This window comes from Rathayibacter sp. VKM Ac-2856, assembly GCF_013205055.1.
Classification (GTDB): domain Bacteria; phylum Actinomycetota; class Actinomycetes; order Actinomycetales; family Microbacteriaceae; genus Rathayibacter.
In genome coordinates, this window is the sequence record NZ_JABMLF010000005.1 from 76789 (window position 1) to 96469 (window position 19681).

A 19681-nucleotide genomic window follows, 5' to 3' on the forward strand; every position below is an offset into this window, starting at 1 on the left:
AGGGACGCCCCGGGCGCCGGATCCGGCGCCTCCGCTCACTCCACCAGGGTGAGGCGCTGGGTGGGCCGGGTCATCGCCACGTAGAGCGACGCGGCGCCGCGCTCCTCCGCCGCGATCAGCCGCGGCCGGGCGATGACGACGGAGTCGAACTCGAGCCCCTTCGCGTCGGCCGTCGACAGCACGGCGATCGGGCGGTCGAGACCCCGCGAGCCGCGGCCGACCTCGCGGCCGAGCTCCGCCTCCAGCCGGGCGGTGATCGCGTCGAGCTCGTCGTCCGGCGCGATCACGGCGAGCGTGCCCTCCGCGCCGATCGCGCGGTCCTCGCGGACGACGGCGAGCACACGGTCGGCGAGCGCCGCGTCACCGCGGTCGCGCACCGTGCGGACCGGCCACTCGGTGGAGCGCACCGCCTCGCCGGGGGTGATCTCGAGGCCGTTCTCGCGCGCGGTGCGCTCGGCGTAGGCGACGATCTGCGCGGGCGTGCGGTAGTTGACGGTCAGCTCCTCGAGGCGCCACGGGGCCGCCTCGCCGTCGCGGCCCTGCCGGCCGAAGGTGTCGCGGAGCGCGGCGTCCCAGCTCGAGGCGGCGGAGGCGCCGGACGCCTGGGCGACGTCGCCGACGATGGTGAAGGAGCGCATCGGGCAGCGGCGCAGCAGCACCCGCCACTGCATCGGCGAGAGCTCCTGCGCCTCGTCGACCACCACGTGGCCGTAGGTCCAGGAGCGGTCGGCCGCCGCGCGCTCGGCGGTGCTGCCGACGCTCGCGCGCTCGGCGAAGCCGGCGGCGAGGTCCTTCGCGTTGACGAGGCCGTCGACGCCCATGTTGCGGATCGCTGCCTCGGCGTTCTCGACGTCGCGGCGGCGCTGCTCCTTCTCGGCCTTCTTCTGCGCGTCGGCGTGGTCGTCGTAGGCGCCGAGCAGCTCGGCCGCCTCGTCGAGCAGCGGGACGTCCGAGACGGTGAAGGCGGCGTCGCGGTCCCGGCGGAGCAGGGCGCGCTGCTCCGGGGTCCAGCGCGGGGTGAGCGAGGCGAACCAGTTCGGCCGCGCGTAGAGGTCCTGCAGCAGCTTCTCCGGGGTGAGCGGCATCCAGGCGGTGTTGAGCGCGACGCGGACGTCGTAGGCGGTGCGGACGTCCTCGCGCAGGACCGCCTCGTCGGCCTCGTCGACCGTGTTGCCGTGGCTGCGCAGCTGGTCGGCGAGTTGCCGGGTCAGCTGGGTGATCATCGCCTTCACGAAGGTGACGCGGGCCTCGTTGTGCGGCTTGCGGGAGTCGCGGGCGCGCGTGATCGCCCGCTCCACGTCGTGCGGCTCGAGCCGCAGCTTCTCGCCGTTGACGTCGAGCACCAGCGTCTCGGCGGGGACGGCCTGGCGCGAGCGGACGGCGCGCTTGAGCAGCTCGGCCATCCGCGCGGAGCCCTTCACCCGGGCGACGGCCGGGCGGTCCTCCTCCACGATGTCGAGCCCCGGGTAGAGCTGGCCGAGCGTGGAGAGCACGACGCCGGTCTCGCCGAGCGAGGGCAGCACCGCCTCGATGTAGCGCAGGAAGGAGCGGGACGGACCGACGACGAGCACGCCGGAGGAGGCGATGCGGTCGCGGTGCGAGTAGAGGAGGTAGGCGGCGCGGTGCAGGGCCACCGCGGTCTTGCCGGTGCCCGGGCCGCCCTGCACGACGAGCACGCCGCGCAGCTCGGAGCGGATGATGCGGTCCTGCTCGCTCTGGATGGTCGCGACGATGTCGTGCATCCGCCCGGTGCGCTGGGCGCCGAGGGCCGCCATCAGGGCGCCCTCGCCCTGGAGCGCGGTGCCCTCGCGCAGCAGCTCCTCATCGAAGACCTCGTCCTCGAAGCGGAGCACCTCGCGGCCGCGGGTGGTCAGGTGCCGGCGGGCGCGCGTGCCCATCGGCCGGGCGGCGGTCGCCTGGTAGAAGGCGGCGGACTGCGGAGCGCGCCAGTCGAGCAGCAGGGTGTCCTGCTCGTCGTCGCGGAGGCCGATCCGGCCGATGTAGCGGTGCTCCGTCTCGGCGTCGGCGAGGGTGAGCCGGCCGAAGGCCAGCCGGTCGTCGGCGCCGGTGAGTGAGCGGATGCGGTCCTCGTAGAGCCGCGCGAACGCGTCGCGCTCCGACCGGCTCTGGTGATTGCCGCCGACGCTCTCGATGCGGACCGAGTCGAGCGCCTCCCTGGCCTGCGCGATCAGCTCGTCCAGGCGGGCGTAGAGCCCCGCCACGTACGCGCGCTCGCGCGAGAGCTCGGACTCGAGGATCGTGTCGCTGTCCGTCATCGTGCGCCCCTTCCGTGCCGGCGTCGCGGTCCGGGGCAAGAGGCGGATGCGCTCCGGGGACCGTCGAAAACAGGCGGTCCAGTCTAACGACCGCGCGGGCGCCGCCCGGCGCGACGGGGCCTCGCGGGAATCGCCGTGGGCGAACGCCGCCGCCCTCTTGCGGACGGCGGGTGAGAGGCGCATGCTGTCGGTCAAGAAGAGCTCGACGCCCCGTCAGAGCAGCCGGCCCTGCCGCTGCCGCAGGGCGTCGAGGTCTTTAACGGGCGGTCGCGGACCGGGTCGGCACCACTCCGGTCACCCCGATCCTGAGAGGCCGTTCAGGAACCGTCGAGCCCGGTAGGGTCAGGATGACCCCGGGACCCTCCGCGCTCCCGCCCGCCCGCCCGCGAACGGCCACGCCCCCGGGAGCCCGCATGACTCCGACGCCCGCCTCCGCACCGGTGCGCCGGCTGCGCTCGGTCCGGTTCCGGATCCTCGCGGCGATCCTGGTCGTCACCGCGCTCGGTCTGCTGGTCTCGGGCGGCGTCTCGTTCCTGCTGCAGCGCGATCGGATCCTGGCGTCGGTCGACGAGGAGCTGCGCCAGCAAGTGGAGAGCGTGCGAACGATCGTCGAGTCTCCGGCCGAGGCGGTGCCGATCGAGCTGGGCGAGTCGCCGCTGACCGCGGCGCCGACGGACGGCTCCGGCTTCACCGACATGGACGCACTGCTGCGCACCGTCCTCGGGCAGGTGCTGCCGCGGCTGGACGGGAGCACGGTCGGCCTGGTCGACGGCGCCGCCCGCTGGGAGCCGCAGCCCTACGCCCTCAGCTTCCTGCTCGACGACGACCCCGACTTCCTCGCGCGGGTGTCCGAGCAGACGGCGGAGGGAGCGACGGTGCTCGGCTGGGGCGAGACGGACGACGGGACGCTGCGCTACGCCGCGGTGCCGCTGCGCGTGGACGGCTCGGAGGCCGCCGGGGTGTTCGTGACGGCGGTGGACACCGACGCGCGGCTCTCGGACCTCGCCGACGTCTCGCGGAGCTACGCCGGCATCGCCGCCGCCGCCCTCCTCGCGACCGGGCTGGTGGGCTGGTTCGTCGCGGGCCGCCTGCTCTCCCCCATCCGCGAGCTCCGGCGGACGGCCTCCCGGATCACCGCGACCGACCTCGGCGAGCGCATCCCGGTCGGCGGGGACGACGACGTGTCGGATCTCACCCGCACGGTGAACGACATGATCGGGCGGCTCGAGGGGTCGTTCGACGCGCAGCGGCGCCTGCTGGCCGACGTCCGGCACGAGCTGGGCACGCCGATCACGATCGTCCGCGGTCACCTCGAGCTGGTCGATCCGGGTGACCCGGCCGACGTCGAGGCCACGCGCACGATCGCCCTGGACGAGCTGGACCGGATGGGGCATCTGCTGGAGGACATCGCGGAGCTCTCGGAGGCCGAGCGCGAGGACCGCGTCGCGCGACAGCCGGTCGACGTCGGCGAGCTCACTCGGCGGGTGCTGGCCAAGGCCTCGGGCATCCCCGGACGCGAGTGGCGGGCCGGACCGGTCGCCGAGGTGCGGATCCCGGCGGATCCGGCGCGGCTCACCCAGGCCTGGCTGCAGCTGGCCGACAACGCGGCGAAGTACAGCCCCGAGGGCTCGACGGTCGTGCTCGGCAGCGAGCGGCGGGCGGACCGGGTCGAGCTGTTCGTGACCGACGAGGGCCCCGGGATCCCCGCGGCGGCCCGCGAGCGGATCTTCGAGCGCTTCGGCCGCGTCGACGACGGGCGCGGCATCCGCGGCTCCGGACTCGGTCTCGCGATCGTCGCGGCCATCGCCCGCGCGCACGGCGGCCGGGTCGAGCTCGACTCCGTGCCGGGCCGCGGCACCCGCTTCGCGCTCTCCCTCCCCCTCGAGGCTCCCCGCACCGACGACGACCCCACCCCCCAGCACCCGAGAGGACGAGCCGAGTGAGCACCATCCTCATCGCCGAGGACGAGGAGCGCATCGCCGCCTTCGTCGAGAAGGGCCTGCGCTCGGCCGGCTACACCACGACCCGCGCGGCCCGCGGGGACGACGCTCTCGCGTACGTCCGCAGCGGCGGGTTCGACCTCGTGCTGCTCGACGTCGGCCTGCCCGGCATGGACGGCTTCGCGGTGCTGCGGGCGCTGCGCGCCGAGGCGGTGACCCTGCCGGTGATCATGCTGACGGCGCGCAGCTCGGTCGCCGACACCGTGGAGGGCCTGGACCTCGGTGCGAACGACTACCTGGCGAAGCCGTTCCGCTTCGACGAGCTCCTCGCGCGAATCCGCGTGCGGCTGCGCGAGGCGACGGCCGCGGTGCCCGGGCGCGGCGAGGACGACGGCACGCTCGTGCACGGCGGGGTGACGCTCGATCTGCGCTCGCGCCGGGCGACCGTCGAGGGCATCACGCTGGATCTGTCGGCGCGCGAGTTCGCCCTGGCCGAGGAGTTCCTGCGCCATCCCGAGCAGGTGCTCAGCCGCGAGCAGCTGCTCAGCCGCGTCTGGGGCTTCGACTTCGATCCGGGATCGAACGTCGTGGACGTGTACGTGCGCTACCTGCGCGGGAAGATCGGCGCCGAGCGGATCGAGACGGTGCGCGGGATGGGCTACCGGATGGTGGGCTGAGGCGGCGCGAGCGGCGGAGGGCGCTCCGCCCACGACGGCGGCCGTCGTCCGCGGCGGTCGCCGCCGTCAGTCGTCGGTGTCGTCGTCGACGTCGTCGTCCGGGTCGTCGGTGTCGTCGTCGTCGCCGTCGTCGTCCGCGTCGGCGGGCGCAGGGGCGGGGACCGGGACGACCGGGACCGGGGCGGTGCCGCCCTGCTCGGCCGGCGGGGCCTGCGGAGCCGGATCGGACGGCGGGCTGGTGGCCGCCGGGTCCCCGGCGCCGGGGTCGACCGCCGCAGGATCGGTCGCGGCGGGGTCTGCGCCGGACGGGTCGCCGGACGGGTCGCCGCTCGACGGGTCCGCGGACTCCCCCGCGCCGGGCTCCCGGCTCGGGCCGACGACGGGCGTGCTGCCGATCTCGGTCACCTGCTGCGGCTGCTGGAGCGCGGTCGCGACGGTGACGACGCCCCCGGTGATCGCGGCGAGGCAGAGCGCGGCGGCGGCGGCGAGCAGCACGGGACCGCGGCGGGGCATCGGCGTCTCCTGATCGGTCGTGTCGGGATCGGGACGGCGGAACGGGTTTCCTGATGATCTTCTCATGCGGAGAGGATCCTTCCTGCGGTTCGGGTGAGGGTACGGGCGGCGGAGGACCGCCAGGCCGGGCGGAAGAGGTAGAGGCAGGCGAGGCGGAAGCGGGCCGCCGTCTCGTAGACGGCGAGGCGCTCGGGTGAGGCGCCGGCCCGCTCGGCCGCGCGGTCGACGACGGCTCTCGCGCGAGCGGCGTCGTCCGCGGCGAGCAGACCCTGCGCGGTGCGGAGCCGGAGGTGGGCGCGCAGATTGCCGAGGTCGAGCGCGGCCTCGGCCCGGGCCGCGGTGTCGAGGTCGAGCAGGGTGAGGGCGTCCCCGGCGACGAGCAGCTGCTTGTCGTGCAGGTCGCGGTGGGCGAGGACCAGCGGCTCGGCCGGCGCGCCCAGGAGGGACTCGGCCACGCGCTCGGCGGCGGCGAGCACCTCGGCGCGGGCGGCGGGGACCAGCAGCGGCGCGGCGTGGGCCGCCCAGCGGGCGACGACGGCGGCCTCCGCCTCCGGCCCGTGCTCGGGCAGCTCGGCCGGGGCCGCGGGCAGGAGCGCCCAGCCCGCCGCCCAGCGCTCCCAGAGGGCGCGCCACTCGTCCTCGGTCGTCCGCGGGTCGGAGCCGACCTCGAGCACCGTGCGTCCGGGGAGCGCCGAGAAGCGGACGAGACCGGCCGGGTCGTCCGCCCGCTCGAGGATCCGCGGCAGGTCGAAGCCGGCGGCGAAGACTCCGGCGCTGCGGTGGGCCGCGCTGACGGCGGCGGCGGCCTGCGGCCGGAGCACCTTGAGGAAGCTGCCGCCGTCCGCGGCGCGCACCACGGCGCGGCGGCCGGGCCGGTGCACGATCACGGCGCCCTCGCGGCGGGCGTGCTCGAGCGCCGGGAGCCGGCGGTCGCGACCGGGCGGCAGCAGGGCGACGCCGCCCTCCGGTGTCCAGCGGCCGGCGCGGACGTCGGCGGCGCCGTCGGAGCGGGCCTCGAGCTCGACCCCGTCGCGGGCGGGCCAGGCGCGCGAGACGGTCCACGTCACGGCGTCCTCGACGATCTCGGCGGGGACCACGGGCGCGGTGCCGAGCGGGCTCGGGAGGGTCGGCGCGCTCGTCGCGTTCCGCGGGCTCGGCGTGCTCAGCGGGCTCAGCGGATCGGGCATGCGAGCACCTCCTCGGCGCGGGCGACGGCGGCCTCGACGCGCTCGCGCCAGTCCGGCTGCGCGGTGCGGAACGGCTCGACCGCGCGCAGCAGCACGCTCTCGACGGTGCGTCGGCGCAGCGCCTCCTCGTCGACGGCTCCCCCGGCCGCGCGATACGCGTCGAGCAGGGCTCCGGCGAGCGAGGAGCCGTCGGGCTCCGCCGCGAGGAGCCCGCCGAGGTCGCGCTCGGGCTCGTCGGCGCGGACCCGGTCGAAGTCGATCAGGCGGACGCCGTCGCCGACCAGGACCTGATCGGCCGAGAAGTCGCCGTGCACGACGACGGAGCGGGACGACGCCCCGCGGCCGACCGCACCGAGCGCCGCCCCGAGGCGCGCGAGGCGCGCTGAGAGGTCCGGCACGAGGTCCGCGAGGGCCCGCATCGCGGTGGCGAGCTCGCCCGGCGAGCCGGCGGGCACCCGCACTCCCCGCACCGTGTGCAGGCGGGCGAGCGCCGCTCCCGCGGTCGCGGCCGCGTCGACGCAGCGGCGCTCGGCCAGATCGCCCTCGCCCCAGCGCGGCGTCCAGGCGCCTTCGGAGCCGAGCAGCGTCGGCACGAGGACCGGCACGCCCTGATCGGCCAGCGCCGACTGCACGCGCGCCGCCTCGGCCGTCGCGGCGGCCGCCCCCGGCGCGACGATCTTGACGACGCGCGCACCGTCGTCGAGGACCAGCCGGCGGTGCGGATTGTGCCGGAGCACCCGCGAGGACGCGAGCAGGCCGGGATCGCTCTGCCCGAGGCGCCGCAGGCTCGGCGAGAGCTCGCGGTCGGCGAGCACGGGCCCGCTGACCGCGTGCAGCGAGGGGTGCTCGCGCAGCTCGACGCCGACGCGCGCGGCGCGCTCACGGGTCTTGCCGAGCTTGGCGGTGTCGGCGTAGGAGGCGATCCAGGCCGGTCCGTCGGACGACTCGTAGGCGACGACGACGTCCGCTCCGCGCTTCCAGCGACGACGCGTGACGCGGAGCGGCTCGCCGATCGCGTCCGCGAGCCGACGGGGGTCGAGCAGGTCGGCCAGGGCGGGCAGCGCCGGATCGCGGCGGGCGAGGTCGGCGACGGCCGCCTCCGTGGCGCGGCTCATGCGCGCACCTGCTCCCCGGGCTCCGTGGCCGCGGCGCGGTGGAACCAGGCGGCGACGCGGGAGTCGCGGCCGAGCAGCTCCTCGGGAGTGCCGTCCTCGACGATGCGGCCGTCCTCGAGCCAGAGCAGGCGGTCGGCGCCGGCGATGGCGGCGGGATCGTGCGTGATCGAGATCGTCGTGCGACCGCGGGTGAGCTCGGCGAGCGATCGGGCGACCTGCGCGCGCGCCTCCGGGTCCAGACCGGTCGTCGCCTCGTCGAGGACCACCACCGGGGCGTCCCGCAGCAGGGCGCGGGCGATGGCGATCCGCTGGCGCTGTCCGCCCGAGAGGGTTCCGCCGCGCTCGCCGAGCACGGTCTCGAAGCCGTGCGGCAGTGCCTGCACGAAGTCGAGCGCGTTGGCGCGGCGGGCGGCCTCCTCGACCTCGGCGTCGGTCGCGTCGAGGCGTCCGTAGCGGATGTTCTCGCGGACGGTCGTGGCGAAGAGGACCGAGTCCTGAAGCAGCAGCGAGATGCTCGAGCGCAGGCTCGCGAGCGTCGCGTCGCGCAGGTCCGTCCCGTCGATCGCGATGCGGCCGCGCTGCGGATCGGAGGCGCGCACGAGCAGGCTGACGAGCGTCGACTTGCCGGCCCCGGAGGCGCCGAGCAGGCAGACGCTCTCGCCGCCGCGCAGCTGGAGCGACAGGTCGGCGAAGAGCGGGCGGCCGTAGCCGTCGTCGACGCCGAGGGAGTCGAACGAGACCGCGCCGACGGTGGTCACGAGCGCTCGCGCACCGGGGCGGTCTTGCACCTCGATCTCCTCGTCGAGGAGGTCGGCGACCCGCTCGCCGGAGGCGGCGGCGCGCGCGATCCGACCGGTGTACTTGGCGAGGTCCTTCAGCGGCCGCATCGCGATCTTCAGGTACATCGTGAAGACGACGAGATCTCCCGGCGTCATCTGCCCCTCGAGCACGCGCCAGCCGCCACCGGCGAGGACGAGGGCCGTCGCGGCGCCGACGATGACGTCGGTGCGGCGCTCGAGCGCGGCGGCGAGGCGGCGCGCCTTCACTCCCTGGTGCAGCGCGGTCGCGTTGCCGCGGTCGAAGGCGCCGCCCACCTCCTTCTCGAGCCCGTAGGCCTGCACGACGCGGATGGCGCCGAGGGTCTGCGCGGCGGTGTCGGCCAGCGCGCCCTCGCCCTTGCGGGTGGAGCGCGAGGCGCTCGTGATCGAGGTGGAGCTGCGGCGCGAGGAGACGAGGTAGACGACCGCCGCGCCGACGACGACCAGGGTGAGCAGCGGATCCAGCCACAGCATCACGACGGTCAGCACGACCAGCGTGATCACGTTGCCGACCAGCGGCAGGCCCGCGGTGACCGCGACCTCCTGCAGCCGGCCGATGTCGCCGACCAGCCGCTGCACGGTGTCGCCGGCCGAGGAGACCGTGTGATACCGCAGCGACAGGGCCTGCACGTGGGCGAAGACGCGGGCGCGGAGCGCGGTGGCGACCCGCGAGCCGACCAGGGCGAAGGCGATGGTGGAGAGGTAGGCGGTGATCGCGCGCAGGCCCACCAGGCCCAGCAGGATCGCGCCGCAGGCGACGAGGAGGCCGACGGTGGCCGGCGGGGTGCCCGCGTTGGCGCCGGCGGTGGCGCCCAGGCTCGCGCTGACGCTGTCGATCACGATCTTCAGCGGCCAGGGCTCGAGGACCCGGAGGATCACCTCGGCGAGCAGCGCGACGAGGCCGCCGAGCATCAGCAGGCGGTGCTCGCGCAGGTGCGGGCGGACGATCCCGAGGCTGCGGCGGAGGGCGCCGGGGTCGGGGGTCGTGCGGCTCGCGCGGCTCATGCGGCCGCCTCCGCTCCGCGGGTGCCGCCGGGGAGGACTCCGTCGGGGACCGCGGCGAGGATGCGCTCCAGCACCCGGCTCCAGTCGTGCTCCGCGACCGCGTCGGCCCGGGCGGCCGCGCCCATCGCGCGGCGGCGGGCGGGGTCGGCCGCGAGAGCGCCGAGGGCCTCGGCGAGCGCCTCCGTCCGCCCGGGCTCGACGACGAGACCGGTGACGCCGTGCCGGAGGATCGCGGGGATCTGACCGACGTCCGTGGCGACCACGGGCAGCCCGGCGGCGAGGTACTCGTAGACCTTCAGCGGCGAGAAGTAGTCCTCGCCGGCGCGGGCCGGGTAGGGCGCGACGCCGATGTCGAGGCGGGCGAGCTGAGCCGGCATGTCCGCCGGGACGACGGCGCCGGTGAACTCCGCGTCGAGACCGAGCCGGGCGGCCTGCTCGCGCAGCGCGGGTCCTTCGGGCCCGTCGCCGATCACGAGGAGGCGGACGCGCTCGGGATCCAGGCGCGCGACCGCGTCGAGCAGGCCGCCGACGCCGTGCCAGGGCTTGAGGGTGCCGACGAAGCCGACGACGAGCGGTCCGTCCGCACGGGCGGGGCCCGGGGCGATCCGACGGGTGTTGACGCCGTTCGGAGCGACGAGCGGTGCGGCCGCGCCGTGCTGTCGGGTCCAGCGGGCGACGGGCTCCGAGACGCAGGCCACGACCGCCGCCGCGGAGAGCACCGCCCGGGTCGCCCGCTCCGCGCCGGCCCCGTCGATGAGGACGCGGTGCTCGCGCTGCTCGTCGATCAGGGGCGCGTTGACCTCGAGGACGGCGGCCACGCCGAGCGCTCGCGAGACGAGGGCCGAGGCGCGGCTGAAGAGGGAGTAGCGCTCGTGCACGAGGTCGCAGCCGTCGCGGACGACCGCCTCGGCGAGGCGGGCGGCGGCCTCGGTCACGGCGCGCTCGCGGCGGGCCGGGTCCTGCCCGCGGACGCGGTGCTCGAGCACGTCGACGTCGCGGAGATCGGCGGGGACGCTGTCGCCGGCTCGGGCGCAGTAGACGCGCACCTCGTCGCCGCGTGCGCGGTAGGCGCGGAGGATCTCCTGGGCGTGGACGGAGGAGCCCTTGCTGCCGAAGACCGGCACGCCGGGGTCGGCGCAGACGAAGGCGACGCGCATCAGGCCACCTCCGCCGCGGTCCCGGCGAGGGCGAGGACGGGGGCCGGAGCGGGGACGGGGGTCACCGCCGCGCGGGTCAGCCCGCCGAGCGTCCGCGCCTGCACGCGGGAGTCGAACTCCTGCTCCACCAGCGCGCGGGCGCGGCCGACGACGCCGGCGGTGTCGAAGCCGGGGTCCGCCACCCGCTGCAGGGCACGGGCGAGGTCGTCCGCGCGGCCGGGGCGGCAGAGCACGCCGGTGTCGCCGTCGCGGATCACCTCGGGGATCCCGGTGACCGCGGTGGAGATGCACGGCACCCCGGAGGCCATCGCCTCCAGCAGCACGGTGGGCAGTCCGTCCGCGTTGCCGTCGGCGCCCACCACGCAGGGGGCGACGAACACGTCGGCGCGGCGCAGCAGCTCGGCGACCTCGTTCTGCGGCAGCGGGCCGAGCAGCCGGACGCTGTCCTCGAGACCGGCCGCGCGGATCCGCTCGGCGAGCGCCTCGTTCAGCTCACCGCCGCCCGCGATCTCGACCTCCACCCTCGTCCCGCCGAGCGCCAGCATCGCGACGGCGTCCACGAGCACCGCGAAGCCCTTCTTCTCGACCAGGCGGCCCACCGCGGCGACCCGCAGTGCGCCGGTGCGCTCGGGGCGGGGCGCGAAGCCGAAGCGCTCGAGCTCCAGCCCGTTGTAGACGCGGTGCACGCGGTCGCGCGCGGCGGGGAAGCGCGCGGCGAGGTGGAGCACGTTGTAGTCGCTGACCGTCACCGCGAAGCGGGCGCCTGCGAGCTTGCGCTCCAGGTCCGCGCCGTCGACGGACTCGTGGAAGAGGTCCTTGGCGTGCGCGGTGAAGGAGTAGGGCACGCCCGTGAGCAGCGAGGCGAGCCGGGCCACGGTGGTGGCGCTCGAGGCGAAGTGGGCGTGCAGGTGCGTCACCCCCTCCCGCTGGAGCGCGGCGGCGAGCTGGACGGCCTGAGCGGCGTCCTCGGGGCTCGCGCGCAGCAGCTCCGGCAGCAGCCGGCCGACGCTCGCGAGGAGCTCGGGCGACTGCTCGGCGCAGCGCAGCCCCTGCCAGAGCGCGGACGCCTTGACCGGCTTGTCGAGGTAGCGGACGGGCGCGCTCACGCGGGCGAGCTCCGGGTGGAAGCGCGGGTCGTCGGGCGCGCGCAGGGAGAAGATCACGAGATCCTCCCCGGCGGCCTCGCGGGCGAGGATCTCGGAGACGACGAAGGTCTCGGAGAAGCGCGGGTAGACCTTGAGGACGTAGGCGGTGCGGGGCATCGGGGCTCCTCCGGTGGTGGGGACGGGCGCGGGGATCGGCGCGGGAACGGCGGTCGGGACGGGGACGGGGACAGGCGTGCGCACGGGCGACCCGGCGGACACGGGCGCGGTCGGCTCAGACGGCACGGTCCGCCTCCTCCACCGCGGTCCCGCGGGCGGCGGCGACCAGGCGGGCGGCGAGCGGCCCGACGGCGGCGAGGCCGTCCAGATCGATCCCCGTGCGGTGCACCTGCGCGCCGACGTTCGCGGCGAACCAGTCGCCCAGACGCTCGGCGCTGACCTCGGCCGGCTCCAGGACCTCGACGGCGCCCCGGGCGGCGAGCGCCTCCGCCCGCAGCCGCTGCTCCTGCCGGCGATGCGTGCGCGGGACGATCAGGGCCGGCGCGGTCGTGCTCATCACCTCGCAGACCGTGTTGTAGCCGCCCATGCCGACCACCGCGGAGGCGCGGCGCAGCAGCGCGAGCGCGTCCGGCACCGAGCGCACCACCGTCGTCGCGGGCCCCGCGAGGGCGCGGATCGCCCGGCGGTGCTCGGCCGGCATCTGCGGACCGGTGACGACGACGTGCCGATGACCCTCGGGGACCCGCGCGGCGACGGCCGCCTCCGCGACGGCGCGGCCGTCGGATCCGCCGCCGACGGTGGTGAGGACGAAGGGCTCCTCGACGACGGAGTGGCCGGTGCCCAGCCGCCCGTTCGCGAGGAACCCGGTGTGCGCGACGAGGTCCTGCAGTCCGCGCGGGATCTCGCCGGTGGCGACGAGGTCGTGCACCGTCGGGTCGCCGTAGACCCAGACGGCGTCGTACAGCTCCCGTACGGCGGCCGCCCCGCCGATCGCCTTCCACTCGGCCGAGACGGCGGAGCGGCGATCGAGCACGTCGCGCAGGCCGAGCACCACCACTGCGGCCGGGTTCGCCGCGCGGACGGCTCGCAGCGCCGGCTCCAGCTCGCCGTGCACGCCGAACGCGTGGCGGTCGACGATGAGGAGGTCCGGGGCGAAGGCGGCGAGGCCGGCGCGGACGACTCCTCCGCGCAGACCCGTGAGGGTGCGGAGCTCGACGTCGAGGTGCCGAGAGCGGTAGCCCTGCTCGCCGGTGGTCACGCCGGGGAGGGCGAGCCAGTCCCAGCCGTCGGGCGCGGCGAAGGCGGTGGCGGAGGACTGCCCGGTCACCAGGAGGCCGGTCACCTCCTCGCCGAGCAGCTCCGGCAGCGCCGTGTTCAGGGCGTGCGCGAGGGCGACGTTGCGGCGGACGTGACCGAGACCCACCGAGTCGTGCGAGTACAGGGCGATGCGGATGACCATGTCGTTCCTCCCGGAGCGGTGAGCGCGAGCCGGAGGCCGCGGCGGATCCTCGACCCGTGCTCACAGCCTCCCGACGGGCCGTAAGCCGGGTGTGAGACGGAGATGAGAGCCGTCTCATCTGCGGTCGGCGTCCGGACGACGGCGGGAAGAGAAGCGGCCCTCGCCGCGTTGCACGGTGCATGCCTTCGACGAGCAGCAGTGTCACCGCCCCCTCCCGCGCCTCGATCGACACCACCGAGTCGGCCCGCGCCGGCTGGGAGTCCTGGCTCGCGCGCCGCGCCGAGCGGGTCACCGGCCCGCGCGGCGACCTGGCCCTGGTCGAGACCCGCTGGCTCGAGCCCGGCGAGAGCGTCGACGACGAGACCGCGCTGGCCGGCTACGGCCCGACCGCGACCCTCACCCGGATGCGCCGCCCGAGCCTGGACACCGGCGAGGAGGAGTACGGCTACCGCGTCTGGGACGCCGCCTCCGAGGGCATCCGCTCGTTCGACGCGATCGAGACCTTCCCCTTCGACGCCGCGTGGGTGCTCGAGGCCTGGTTCGAGCCGGTCGACGACGCGCGCACGATCCCGTTCGAGCACCTGCGCGACAACGGCGCGACCCGAGAGCTGGTCGTGCCCGGCGACATCACCTTCTCCCTCGTCGACGACGGCCGGGCGCACGAGTACACCGTCGCCGCGTTCGACGACGGCGGCACCCTGCTCGTCCCGTTCGGCGACCCGACCAACCGCAGCGACGACCCGGCGCTCCGGAGCTACCCGGTCGGGCGCTTCCTCGTCGTGCAGCGCCTCGGCGGAGCGGCGGACGCCGGCACGCCCGGCCCGGTGCTGCTCGACTTCAACCGCGCCTACATCCCGCCGTGCGGGTTCTCCCCGCACTACAACTGCCCGCTGCCGCCCGCGCAGAACCGCCTGGGCGTCGCGGTGACCGCCGGCGAGCGCCGGGTGCTGCGCGCGGCCGCCTGAGCCGGAGCCGTTCTCCGCGCTGCGTCGCCCCGCGCGAGCGGGGCGACGGCATCCGTCGCCCGGCTCGGCTCAGCTCAGCCCGGCTCGGCTCGGCTCAGCTCAGCTCAGCTCAGGGCGATCAGGCGGTCGAGGGCCTCGGGCAGGTGTCGCAGCACGGAGACGTGGCCGTCATCGGCGTGCTCGAGCAGCTCGGCGCTCGGGAGCAGCGCGCGGAGCCGTCGCGCGTGGTGCGGCGGGATCACCCGGTCGAGACCGCCCTGGACGAGCAGGACCGGGCAGCGGATCGCGGCGAGGTCGACTCCCCAGGGCGCGGCGAACGCGACGTCGTCGTCGATCAGGCCGCCGTCGCCCCACTCCTCCGCGCGCGCGACGTCCTCGCCGAGGGCGCCCCACTCGTTCTCGAGGGCCGCGTGGTCGGCAGCCACGAACGACTCGGGATCGAACGCGTCGGTCTCGGCGAAGTCGGCGCGCGCCTCACGGCCGTCGCGCACCGAGGCGAGACCGCCCGGAGCGGCCATGCCGTCGAACCAGTCGGGCTGCCCGTCGAAGGGCGCGGGTGAGGCGAGCACCGCGACGCCGTCGACACGGTCCGGGAGCAGTGCGGCGCAGGCCAGGGCGTGCGGACCGCCGCCCGAGGCGCCCGCCGTCAGGATCCGGTCGAGGCCCAGCGCATCCAACACGGCGCGGACGTCCTCCGCCGCGGAGGCGACGCGGCGGCCGGGCTGCTCGGTCGACCCGCCGTAGCCGGGCCCGCCGTAGGAGAGGAGTCGGAGTCCGCCCGCGCGGGCGGCGTCGAGGACGGGGGCGAGCAGCGCGCCGGTCTGCGGAGAGCCGTGCTGCCAGAGCAGCGGACGGCCCGCGTCACCGCTGTCGTGCACGACGAGGAGCCGTCCCTCGGCGGTCGTGACCTCCATGGCGCGCACCCTGTCCTGCTCCTCTTCCCCGCGGACCGCACGGTCCGCTGATCGTCCGGGTCCGGACCGCTCAGCCGCCGGTCAGCGCCGAGCGGCGCGCCACGAGCTCGTCGAGCAGCACGCGCTCGTCGAGGGCGGCTCCGCGTCCGCCGCGACCCGCGAGCTGCTGCTGGCGGACGTGCGCGAGCCGGGTCGCCGAGCGGATGAAGCCGCGCATCGCGCGCGGGCGGTCGCCGCCGGCCACCCGGGCCCAGCGGGCGGCGGTGCGGCGCCCCTCGGCCGTGCCGATCATCCGCACCTCGGTCGGCGAGAGCCAGCCCGCGGCCGAGTACTCGCCCAGCCGCTCGAGCGTGACCCGGCGCTCCTGCCGGCGCAGCAGCGAGACGACCACGACGGCGACCACGAACAGCGGCACCTGCACGACGCCGTAGAAGCCGAACCAGTCGGCGACGAGGAAGGACGACCCGTTCCAGAGGGCGTGCAGGAAGGCCGCGAGTGCGAGCCCGAGGAGCGCGATCGGAAGCCGCGCGGCGGGCGGGCGGTTCATCGCGAAGCCCAGCGCGGCACCGAAACAGGACGTGAAGAGCACGTGCGCGAACGGCGAGAGCACGCCGCGGAGGAAGAAGGTGACGGCGAGCGAGCCGAGGCCGCCCTCCACCAGCGCGCTGCCGAAGTAGAGGATGTTCTCGACGAAGGCGAACCCGGAGGCGACGACCGCCGCGTAGACGATGCCGTCGACCGGCCCGTCGAAGCTGCGGCGCCAGATCAGCAGGATCAGCAGGACGCCCAGGCCCTTCGCGGACTCCTCGACGATCGGCGCCTGGATCACGGCGCCGACGAAGTCCGACTCGCTCGGCTGCGCCCCGGAGGCGTAGACCGCGATCTGCACGCCGAGGTCGACCAGCAGTGCGATCGCGACGGACCCGGCTGCGCCCCAGAGGAACGCGAACCAGAGGCCGAGCGGCGCCTCGGGCTCCCAGCGGTCGACCCAGCGGACCCCGGCCAGCACGACCAGCAGCGGCACCAGCGCGACGACGGCGCAGATCCCGGCGGCGGTCGCGCCGAGGCCCGAGACGACGTAGGCGAGCACGAGCAGGAGCAGGACGCCCAGCAGCGCGACGCCGATCGCGCCGAGCACCGTCGGGACGATCGAGGGTCGGGCGGGCGGCGGCGGCGGATAGGCGCTCATGGGCTCCGAGAGTAGGGCACCGGCGCCCGGCCGGTCCGGCGGTTGACAGCGGCCGTCCCGGCGCCGTGTCCGATTCCCGCGATCCCGCGGCGGCTCGGCGTGCCAGTCTCGGAGCATGCCCGACGATCCGCTGTTCGAGGAGCGCTACCGCGCGGTCGCGTCGCGCGACGCCCGCTTCGACGGCCGCTTCATCACCGGCGTGCACTCGACCGGCATCTACTGCCGCCCGAGCTGCCCCGCCGCCACGCCCCGCCCCGCGAACGTGCGCTTCTACCCCACAGCGGCCGCCGCGCATGAGGCCGGGCTGCGGGCCTGCAAGCGGTGCCTCCCCGACGCGGTGCCCGGATCGCCGGAGTGGAACCTCCGCGACGACACGGCGGCGCGGGCGATGCGCCTGATCGGCGACGGCGTCGTCGACCGCGACGGCGTCGAGGGCCTGGCCGCGCGCCTGGGCTACGGCACGCGCCAGCTCGGGCGCATCCTGCGGGTCGAGCTGGGCGCGCCGCCGCTCGCCCTCGCCCGGGCCCAGCGCGCGCAGACCGCTCGGCTGCTGCTCACGGGCACCGAGCTGCCGGTGTCGGAGGTGGCGTTCGCGGCCGGATTCGCGAGCATCCGGCAGTTCAACGCGACGATCCAGGAGGTCTACGAGCGCAGTCCGAGCGCCCTCCGCGCCTCCGCCCGCGGTGTCCGGACGGAGGCGGGTCGCCAGGCCGGGGCGACCACGCTCGAGCTGCGGCTCGCGGTGCGGGCGCCGTTCGATCCCGGAGTGCTCGCGGTCCTCGGCGCCGAGGCCGTACCGGGGCTCGAGGCGGCGGAGCCGGGGCGGTACTCCCGCTCGCTGGTGCTGCCGGGCGGACCCGCGGTCGTGCGGCTCGAGGCGGACGGCGACGCGATCCGCTGCACGGCGACCCTGCTGAGCGTCGCCGACGTCGGGCCGCTGGTCGCGCGGGTGCGGCGACTGCTCGACCTCGACGCCGACGCGAGCGCGATCGACGAGGCGCTCGCCGCCGACCCCGTGCTCGCGCCGCGGGTCGCCGCGAGGCCCGGGATCCGGCTGCCGGGCTCCGTCGATCCGGCCGAGACGCTGCTGCGCGCGCTCAGCGCACAGCGTGCGCCTGCTGCCGCCGCGCACGGGGTGCTGGCGCGGCTGGTGGCGGAGCTCGGCGAGCCGCTGCCCGCGGCGCTCGCGGCCGAGGGGATCAGCCGCTCCTTCCCCTCCCCCGCGGCGATCGCCGACGGGATCGAGGAGGCGCTAGGCGGTCCCGCGGGCCGAGCAGACCTCCTCCGCGGTGATCCCCTCCGCCGGGATCTCCTCGGCCGGGTCGCCGCCCTGCTCGCCGACGGCGGTCTGCACCTGGACGCGGGACTCCGCCGCGAGGAGCTCGTCGAGCGCCTGCTCGCGGTCGACGGACTCGACGCGGCGACGGCCTCCTCCGTCGCGACGCGCATCACCGGCGACCCGGACTCCCTGCCGGCCGACGACCGCGCCGTCCGCGCCGGCGCCGCAGCGCTCGGACTCCCCGCCACCCCCGCCACCCTCGCCGACACCGCACGCCGCTGGGCCCCCTGGCGCAGCTACGCGGCCCTCCACCTCGCCGCCGCCGCCACCCCTCCCGCCCTCCCCTCCCCTCCCGCGAGATGCCACTTATGAGCCCGACACGCCGCGCGAGGCGCACACAAGTGGCATCTCGCCGGCAGGACGACCTCCGCGAGATGCCACTTGTGTACACGACACGCCGGTGATGGCGTACGCAAGTGGCATCTCAGGGAAGAGAGGCGAGGGAGGACGGGGCGGGCTACTCCGCCTGGGGGTCGATGACGGGGAGGGCGGCGGTCATCGCCTCGATGCCGGAGAGGCGGGCGGGTGAGATCAGCCGCAGCACCTCCTCGCGCGACATGAGACCGGCCTCGACGACGAGGTCGGCGACGTTGCGGCCGGTGGCGAGCGCGGCCTTCGCGATCGCCGCGGACGCCGTGTAGCCGATGCTCGGCGTCAGCGCCGTCACGACCCCCACCGAGGAGGCGACCATCGCCTCGAGGCGGTCGACATTGGCGGTGATGCCGTCGATGCAGTTGATCCGCAGCGTGAGGCAGGCCTGGGTCATCCAGGTGATGCTCTGCAGCAGCGAGTGCGCGATGACCGGCTCGAACGCGTTCAGCTGCAGCTGGCCGGCCTCCGCCGCCATGGTGACGGTGACGTCGGCGCCCGCCACCGAGTACGCGACCTGGTTGACCACCTCCGGGATCACCGGGTTCACCTTGCCGGGCATGATGCTCGAGCCCGCCTGGCGGGACGGCAGGTTGATCTCGCCGAAGCCGGCCTGCGGACCGGAGGAGAGCAGGCGCAGGTCGTTGCAGATCTTCGACAGCTTGATGGCCGAGCGCTTGAGCGCGCTCGAGAACGACATGAAGACGCCGGTGTCGCTGGTCGCCTCGACCAGGTCCTGCGCCATCTCGAGGTCGAGGTCGGTGAGCTCGTTGAGGTGCCGCACGGCGGCGGCGCCGTAGCGCGGGTCGGCGGTGATGCCGGTGCCGATCGCGGTCGCGCCGATGTTGACCTCGGCGAGCAGCCAGATCGTCTCGGACAGCCGGGCGTGGTCCTCGCCGAGGGTGGTCGCGAAGCCGTGGAACTCCTGCCCGAGCGTCATCGGCACGGCGTCCTGCAGCTGGGTGCGGCCGACCTTGAGGACGCTGCCGAACTCCACGGCCTTCCGCGAGAACGCGGCCTGGAGGAGGGCGAGCTCGTCGAGCAGGCGCCGCAGCGACCAGGTCATCGCGATCTTGATGGAGGTCGGGTAGACGTCGTTCGTCGACTGGCTGCGGTTCACGTCGTCCAGCGGGTGCAGGAACGCGTAGTCGCCGCGGGGCCGGCCGGCGATCTCGAGCGCGACGTTCGCGACGACCTCGTTCGCGTTCATGTTGGTCGAGGTGCCCGCGCCGCCCTGGATGACGCCGACGACGAACTGGTCGTGGAACTCGCCGTCGATGATCCGGCGGCAGGCCTGCTCGATCAGCTCGGCCTTCGCCGGGGCGAGGCTGCCGATCTCGGTGTTCGCCCGGGCGGCGGCCAGCTTGACGGTCGCGAGGGCGCGGACGAGATCGGGGTAGATCGAGATCGGGCGCTTCGAGATCGGGAAGTTGTCCAGCGCCCGAGCGGTGTGGATGCCCCAGTAGGCGTCGGCCGGGATCTCGAGCGACCCCAGCGAATCGGTCTCGGTGCGGGTGGCGCCGTCCACGGGGGGTCCTTCCGGCTGGCTCTGCGGGTCGGTTTCTGAGGGGAGGATGCTCGGCTCGAGGATCACGTCAGCTCCATCGCTGTCGTCGTGCGACCCCGGGGGTGCAGGGGGTCCGCGGACTGCGGAG

15 protein-coding genes are annotated in these 19681 nt (G+C 75.6%); 4 read left to right on the forward strand and 11 right to left on the reverse strand.

Annotation, left to right across the window (positions count from 1 at the left end; all coding sequences use genetic code 11):
- Nucleotides 1-35: 35 nt before the first annotated feature.
- On the reverse strand, nucleotides 36-2276 hold the full coding sequence (locus HQQ82_RS15585; RefSeq protein WP_173234836.1) for a UvrD-helicase domain-containing protein: 2241 nt from the start codon (nucleotides 2274-2276) through the stop codon (nucleotides 36-38).
- A gap of 413 nt (nucleotides 2277-2689) precedes the next feature.
- Between HQQ82_RS15585 and HQQ82_RS15590 the strand changes: the two genes are divergently transcribed.
- Nucleotides 2690-4219 carry a HAMP domain-containing sensor histidine kinase gene (locus HQQ82_RS15590; protein WP_173234838.1) on the forward strand — a complete coding sequence of 510 codons (1530 nt, stop codon included), beginning with the start codon at nucleotides 2690-2692 and terminating at the stop codon, nucleotides 4217-4219.
- On the forward strand, nucleotides 4216-4893 hold the full coding sequence (locus tag HQQ82_RS15595; protein ID WP_173234840.1) for a response regulator transcription factor: 678 nt from the start codon (nucleotides 4216-4218) through the stop codon (nucleotides 4891-4893). The genes HQQ82_RS15590 and HQQ82_RS15595 overlap by 4 nt, the downstream gene beginning before the upstream one ends.
- 66 nt (nucleotides 4894-4959) lie before the next feature.
- Here the strand turns inward: HQQ82_RS15595 and HQQ82_RS15600 are convergent, their stop codons facing one another.
- The 7 genes from HQQ82_RS15600 to HQQ82_RS15630 form a co-directional block, all read right to left on the reverse strand.
- Nucleotides 4960-5472, reverse strand: a complete 513-nt coding sequence (locus HQQ82_RS15600) for a hypothetical protein (RefSeq protein WP_173234842.1) — start codon at nucleotides 5470-5472, stop codon at nucleotides 4960-4962.
- Nucleotides 5469-6593 (reverse strand): hypothetical protein, encoded by a 1125-nt coding sequence (locus HQQ82_RS15605; protein ID WP_173234843.1) that lies wholly within the window; start codon nucleotides 6591-6593, stop codon nucleotides 5469-5471. The genes HQQ82_RS15600 and HQQ82_RS15605 overlap by 4 nt, the downstream gene beginning before the upstream one ends.
- The gene (locus tag HQQ82_RS15610; RefSeq protein ID WP_173234845.1) at nucleotides 6578-7708 is read right to left on the reverse strand and encodes a phosphotransferase family protein; all 1131 of its coding nucleotides are present in this window, start codon (nucleotides 7706-7708) and stop codon (nucleotides 6578-6580) included. Before HQQ82_RS15610 ends, HQQ82_RS15605 begins: the two co-directional genes overlap by 16 nt.
- The gene (locus tag HQQ82_RS15615) at nucleotides 7705-9531 is read right to left on the reverse strand and encodes an ABC transporter ATP-binding protein (RefSeq protein WP_173234847.1); all 1827 of its coding nucleotides are present in this window, start codon (nucleotides 9529-9531) and stop codon (nucleotides 7705-7707) included. Before HQQ82_RS15615 ends, HQQ82_RS15610 begins: the two co-directional genes overlap by 4 nt.
- Nucleotides 9528-10688 (reverse strand): glycosyltransferase family 4 protein, encoded by a 1161-nt coding sequence (locus tag HQQ82_RS15620; protein ID WP_173234849.1) that lies wholly within the window; start codon nucleotides 10686-10688, stop codon nucleotides 9528-9530. Before HQQ82_RS15620 ends, HQQ82_RS15615 begins: the two co-directional genes overlap by 4 nt.
- The gene (locus HQQ82_RS15625) at nucleotides 10688-11950 is read right to left on the reverse strand and encodes a glycosyltransferase (protein ID WP_173234851.1); all 1263 of its coding nucleotides are present in this window, start codon (nucleotides 11948-11950) and stop codon (nucleotides 10688-10690) included. Before HQQ82_RS15625 ends, HQQ82_RS15620 begins: the two co-directional genes overlap by 1 nt.
- 115 nt (nucleotides 11951-12065) lie before the next feature.
- The gene (locus tag HQQ82_RS15630) at nucleotides 12066-13250 is read right to left on the reverse strand and encodes a glycosyltransferase family protein (protein ID WP_173234853.1); all 1185 of its coding nucleotides are present in this window, start codon (nucleotides 13248-13250) and stop codon (nucleotides 12066-12068) included.
- A gap of 179 nt (nucleotides 13251-13429) precedes the next feature.
- Here HQQ82_RS15630 and HQQ82_RS15635 point away from each other — a divergent pair, with 179 nt between their 5' ends.
- Nucleotides 13430-14215 carry a DUF1684 domain-containing protein gene (locus HQQ82_RS15635; RefSeq protein WP_173234855.1) on the forward strand — a complete coding sequence of 262 codons (786 nt, stop codon included), beginning with the start codon at nucleotides 13430-13432 and terminating at the stop codon, nucleotides 14213-14215.
- A gap of 104 nt (nucleotides 14216-14319) precedes the next feature.
- On the opposite strand, the gene HQQ82_RS15640 is transcribed toward HQQ82_RS15635, so the two are convergent.
- Both HQQ82_RS15640 and HQQ82_RS15645 read right to left on the reverse strand, forming a co-directional pair.
- Nucleotides 14320-15129: an alpha/beta fold hydrolase gene (locus tag HQQ82_RS15640; protein ID WP_173234857.1), complete on the reverse strand. Its 810-nt coding sequence runs from the start codon at nucleotides 15127-15129 to the stop codon at nucleotides 14320-14322.
- Nucleotides 15130-15199: 70 nt separating this feature from the next.
- Nucleotides 15200-16318 carry a PrsW family intramembrane metalloprotease gene (locus HQQ82_RS15645; RefSeq protein WP_173234859.1) on the reverse strand — a complete coding sequence of 373 codons (1119 nt, stop codon included), beginning with the start codon at nucleotides 16316-16318 and terminating at the stop codon, nucleotides 15200-15202.
- Between the two features lie 115 nt (nucleotides 16319-16433).
- Here HQQ82_RS15645 and HQQ82_RS15650 point away from each other — a divergent pair, with 115 nt between their 5' ends.
- On the forward strand, nucleotides 16434-17969 hold the full coding sequence (locus tag HQQ82_RS15650; RefSeq protein ID WP_173234861.1) for a bifunctional transcriptional activator/DNA repair enzyme AdaA: 1536 nt from the start codon (nucleotides 16434-16436) through the stop codon (nucleotides 17967-17969).
- 145 nt (nucleotides 17970-18114) lie between these two features.
- Here HQQ82_RS15650 and HQQ82_RS15655 read toward each other — a convergent pair whose 3' ends face one another.
- On the reverse strand, nucleotides 18115-19554 hold the full coding sequence (locus tag HQQ82_RS15655) for an aspartate ammonia-lyase (protein ID WP_367947969.1): 1440 nt from the start codon (nucleotides 19552-19554) through the stop codon (nucleotides 18115-18117).
- Nucleotides 19555-19681 lie beyond the last annotated feature (127 nt).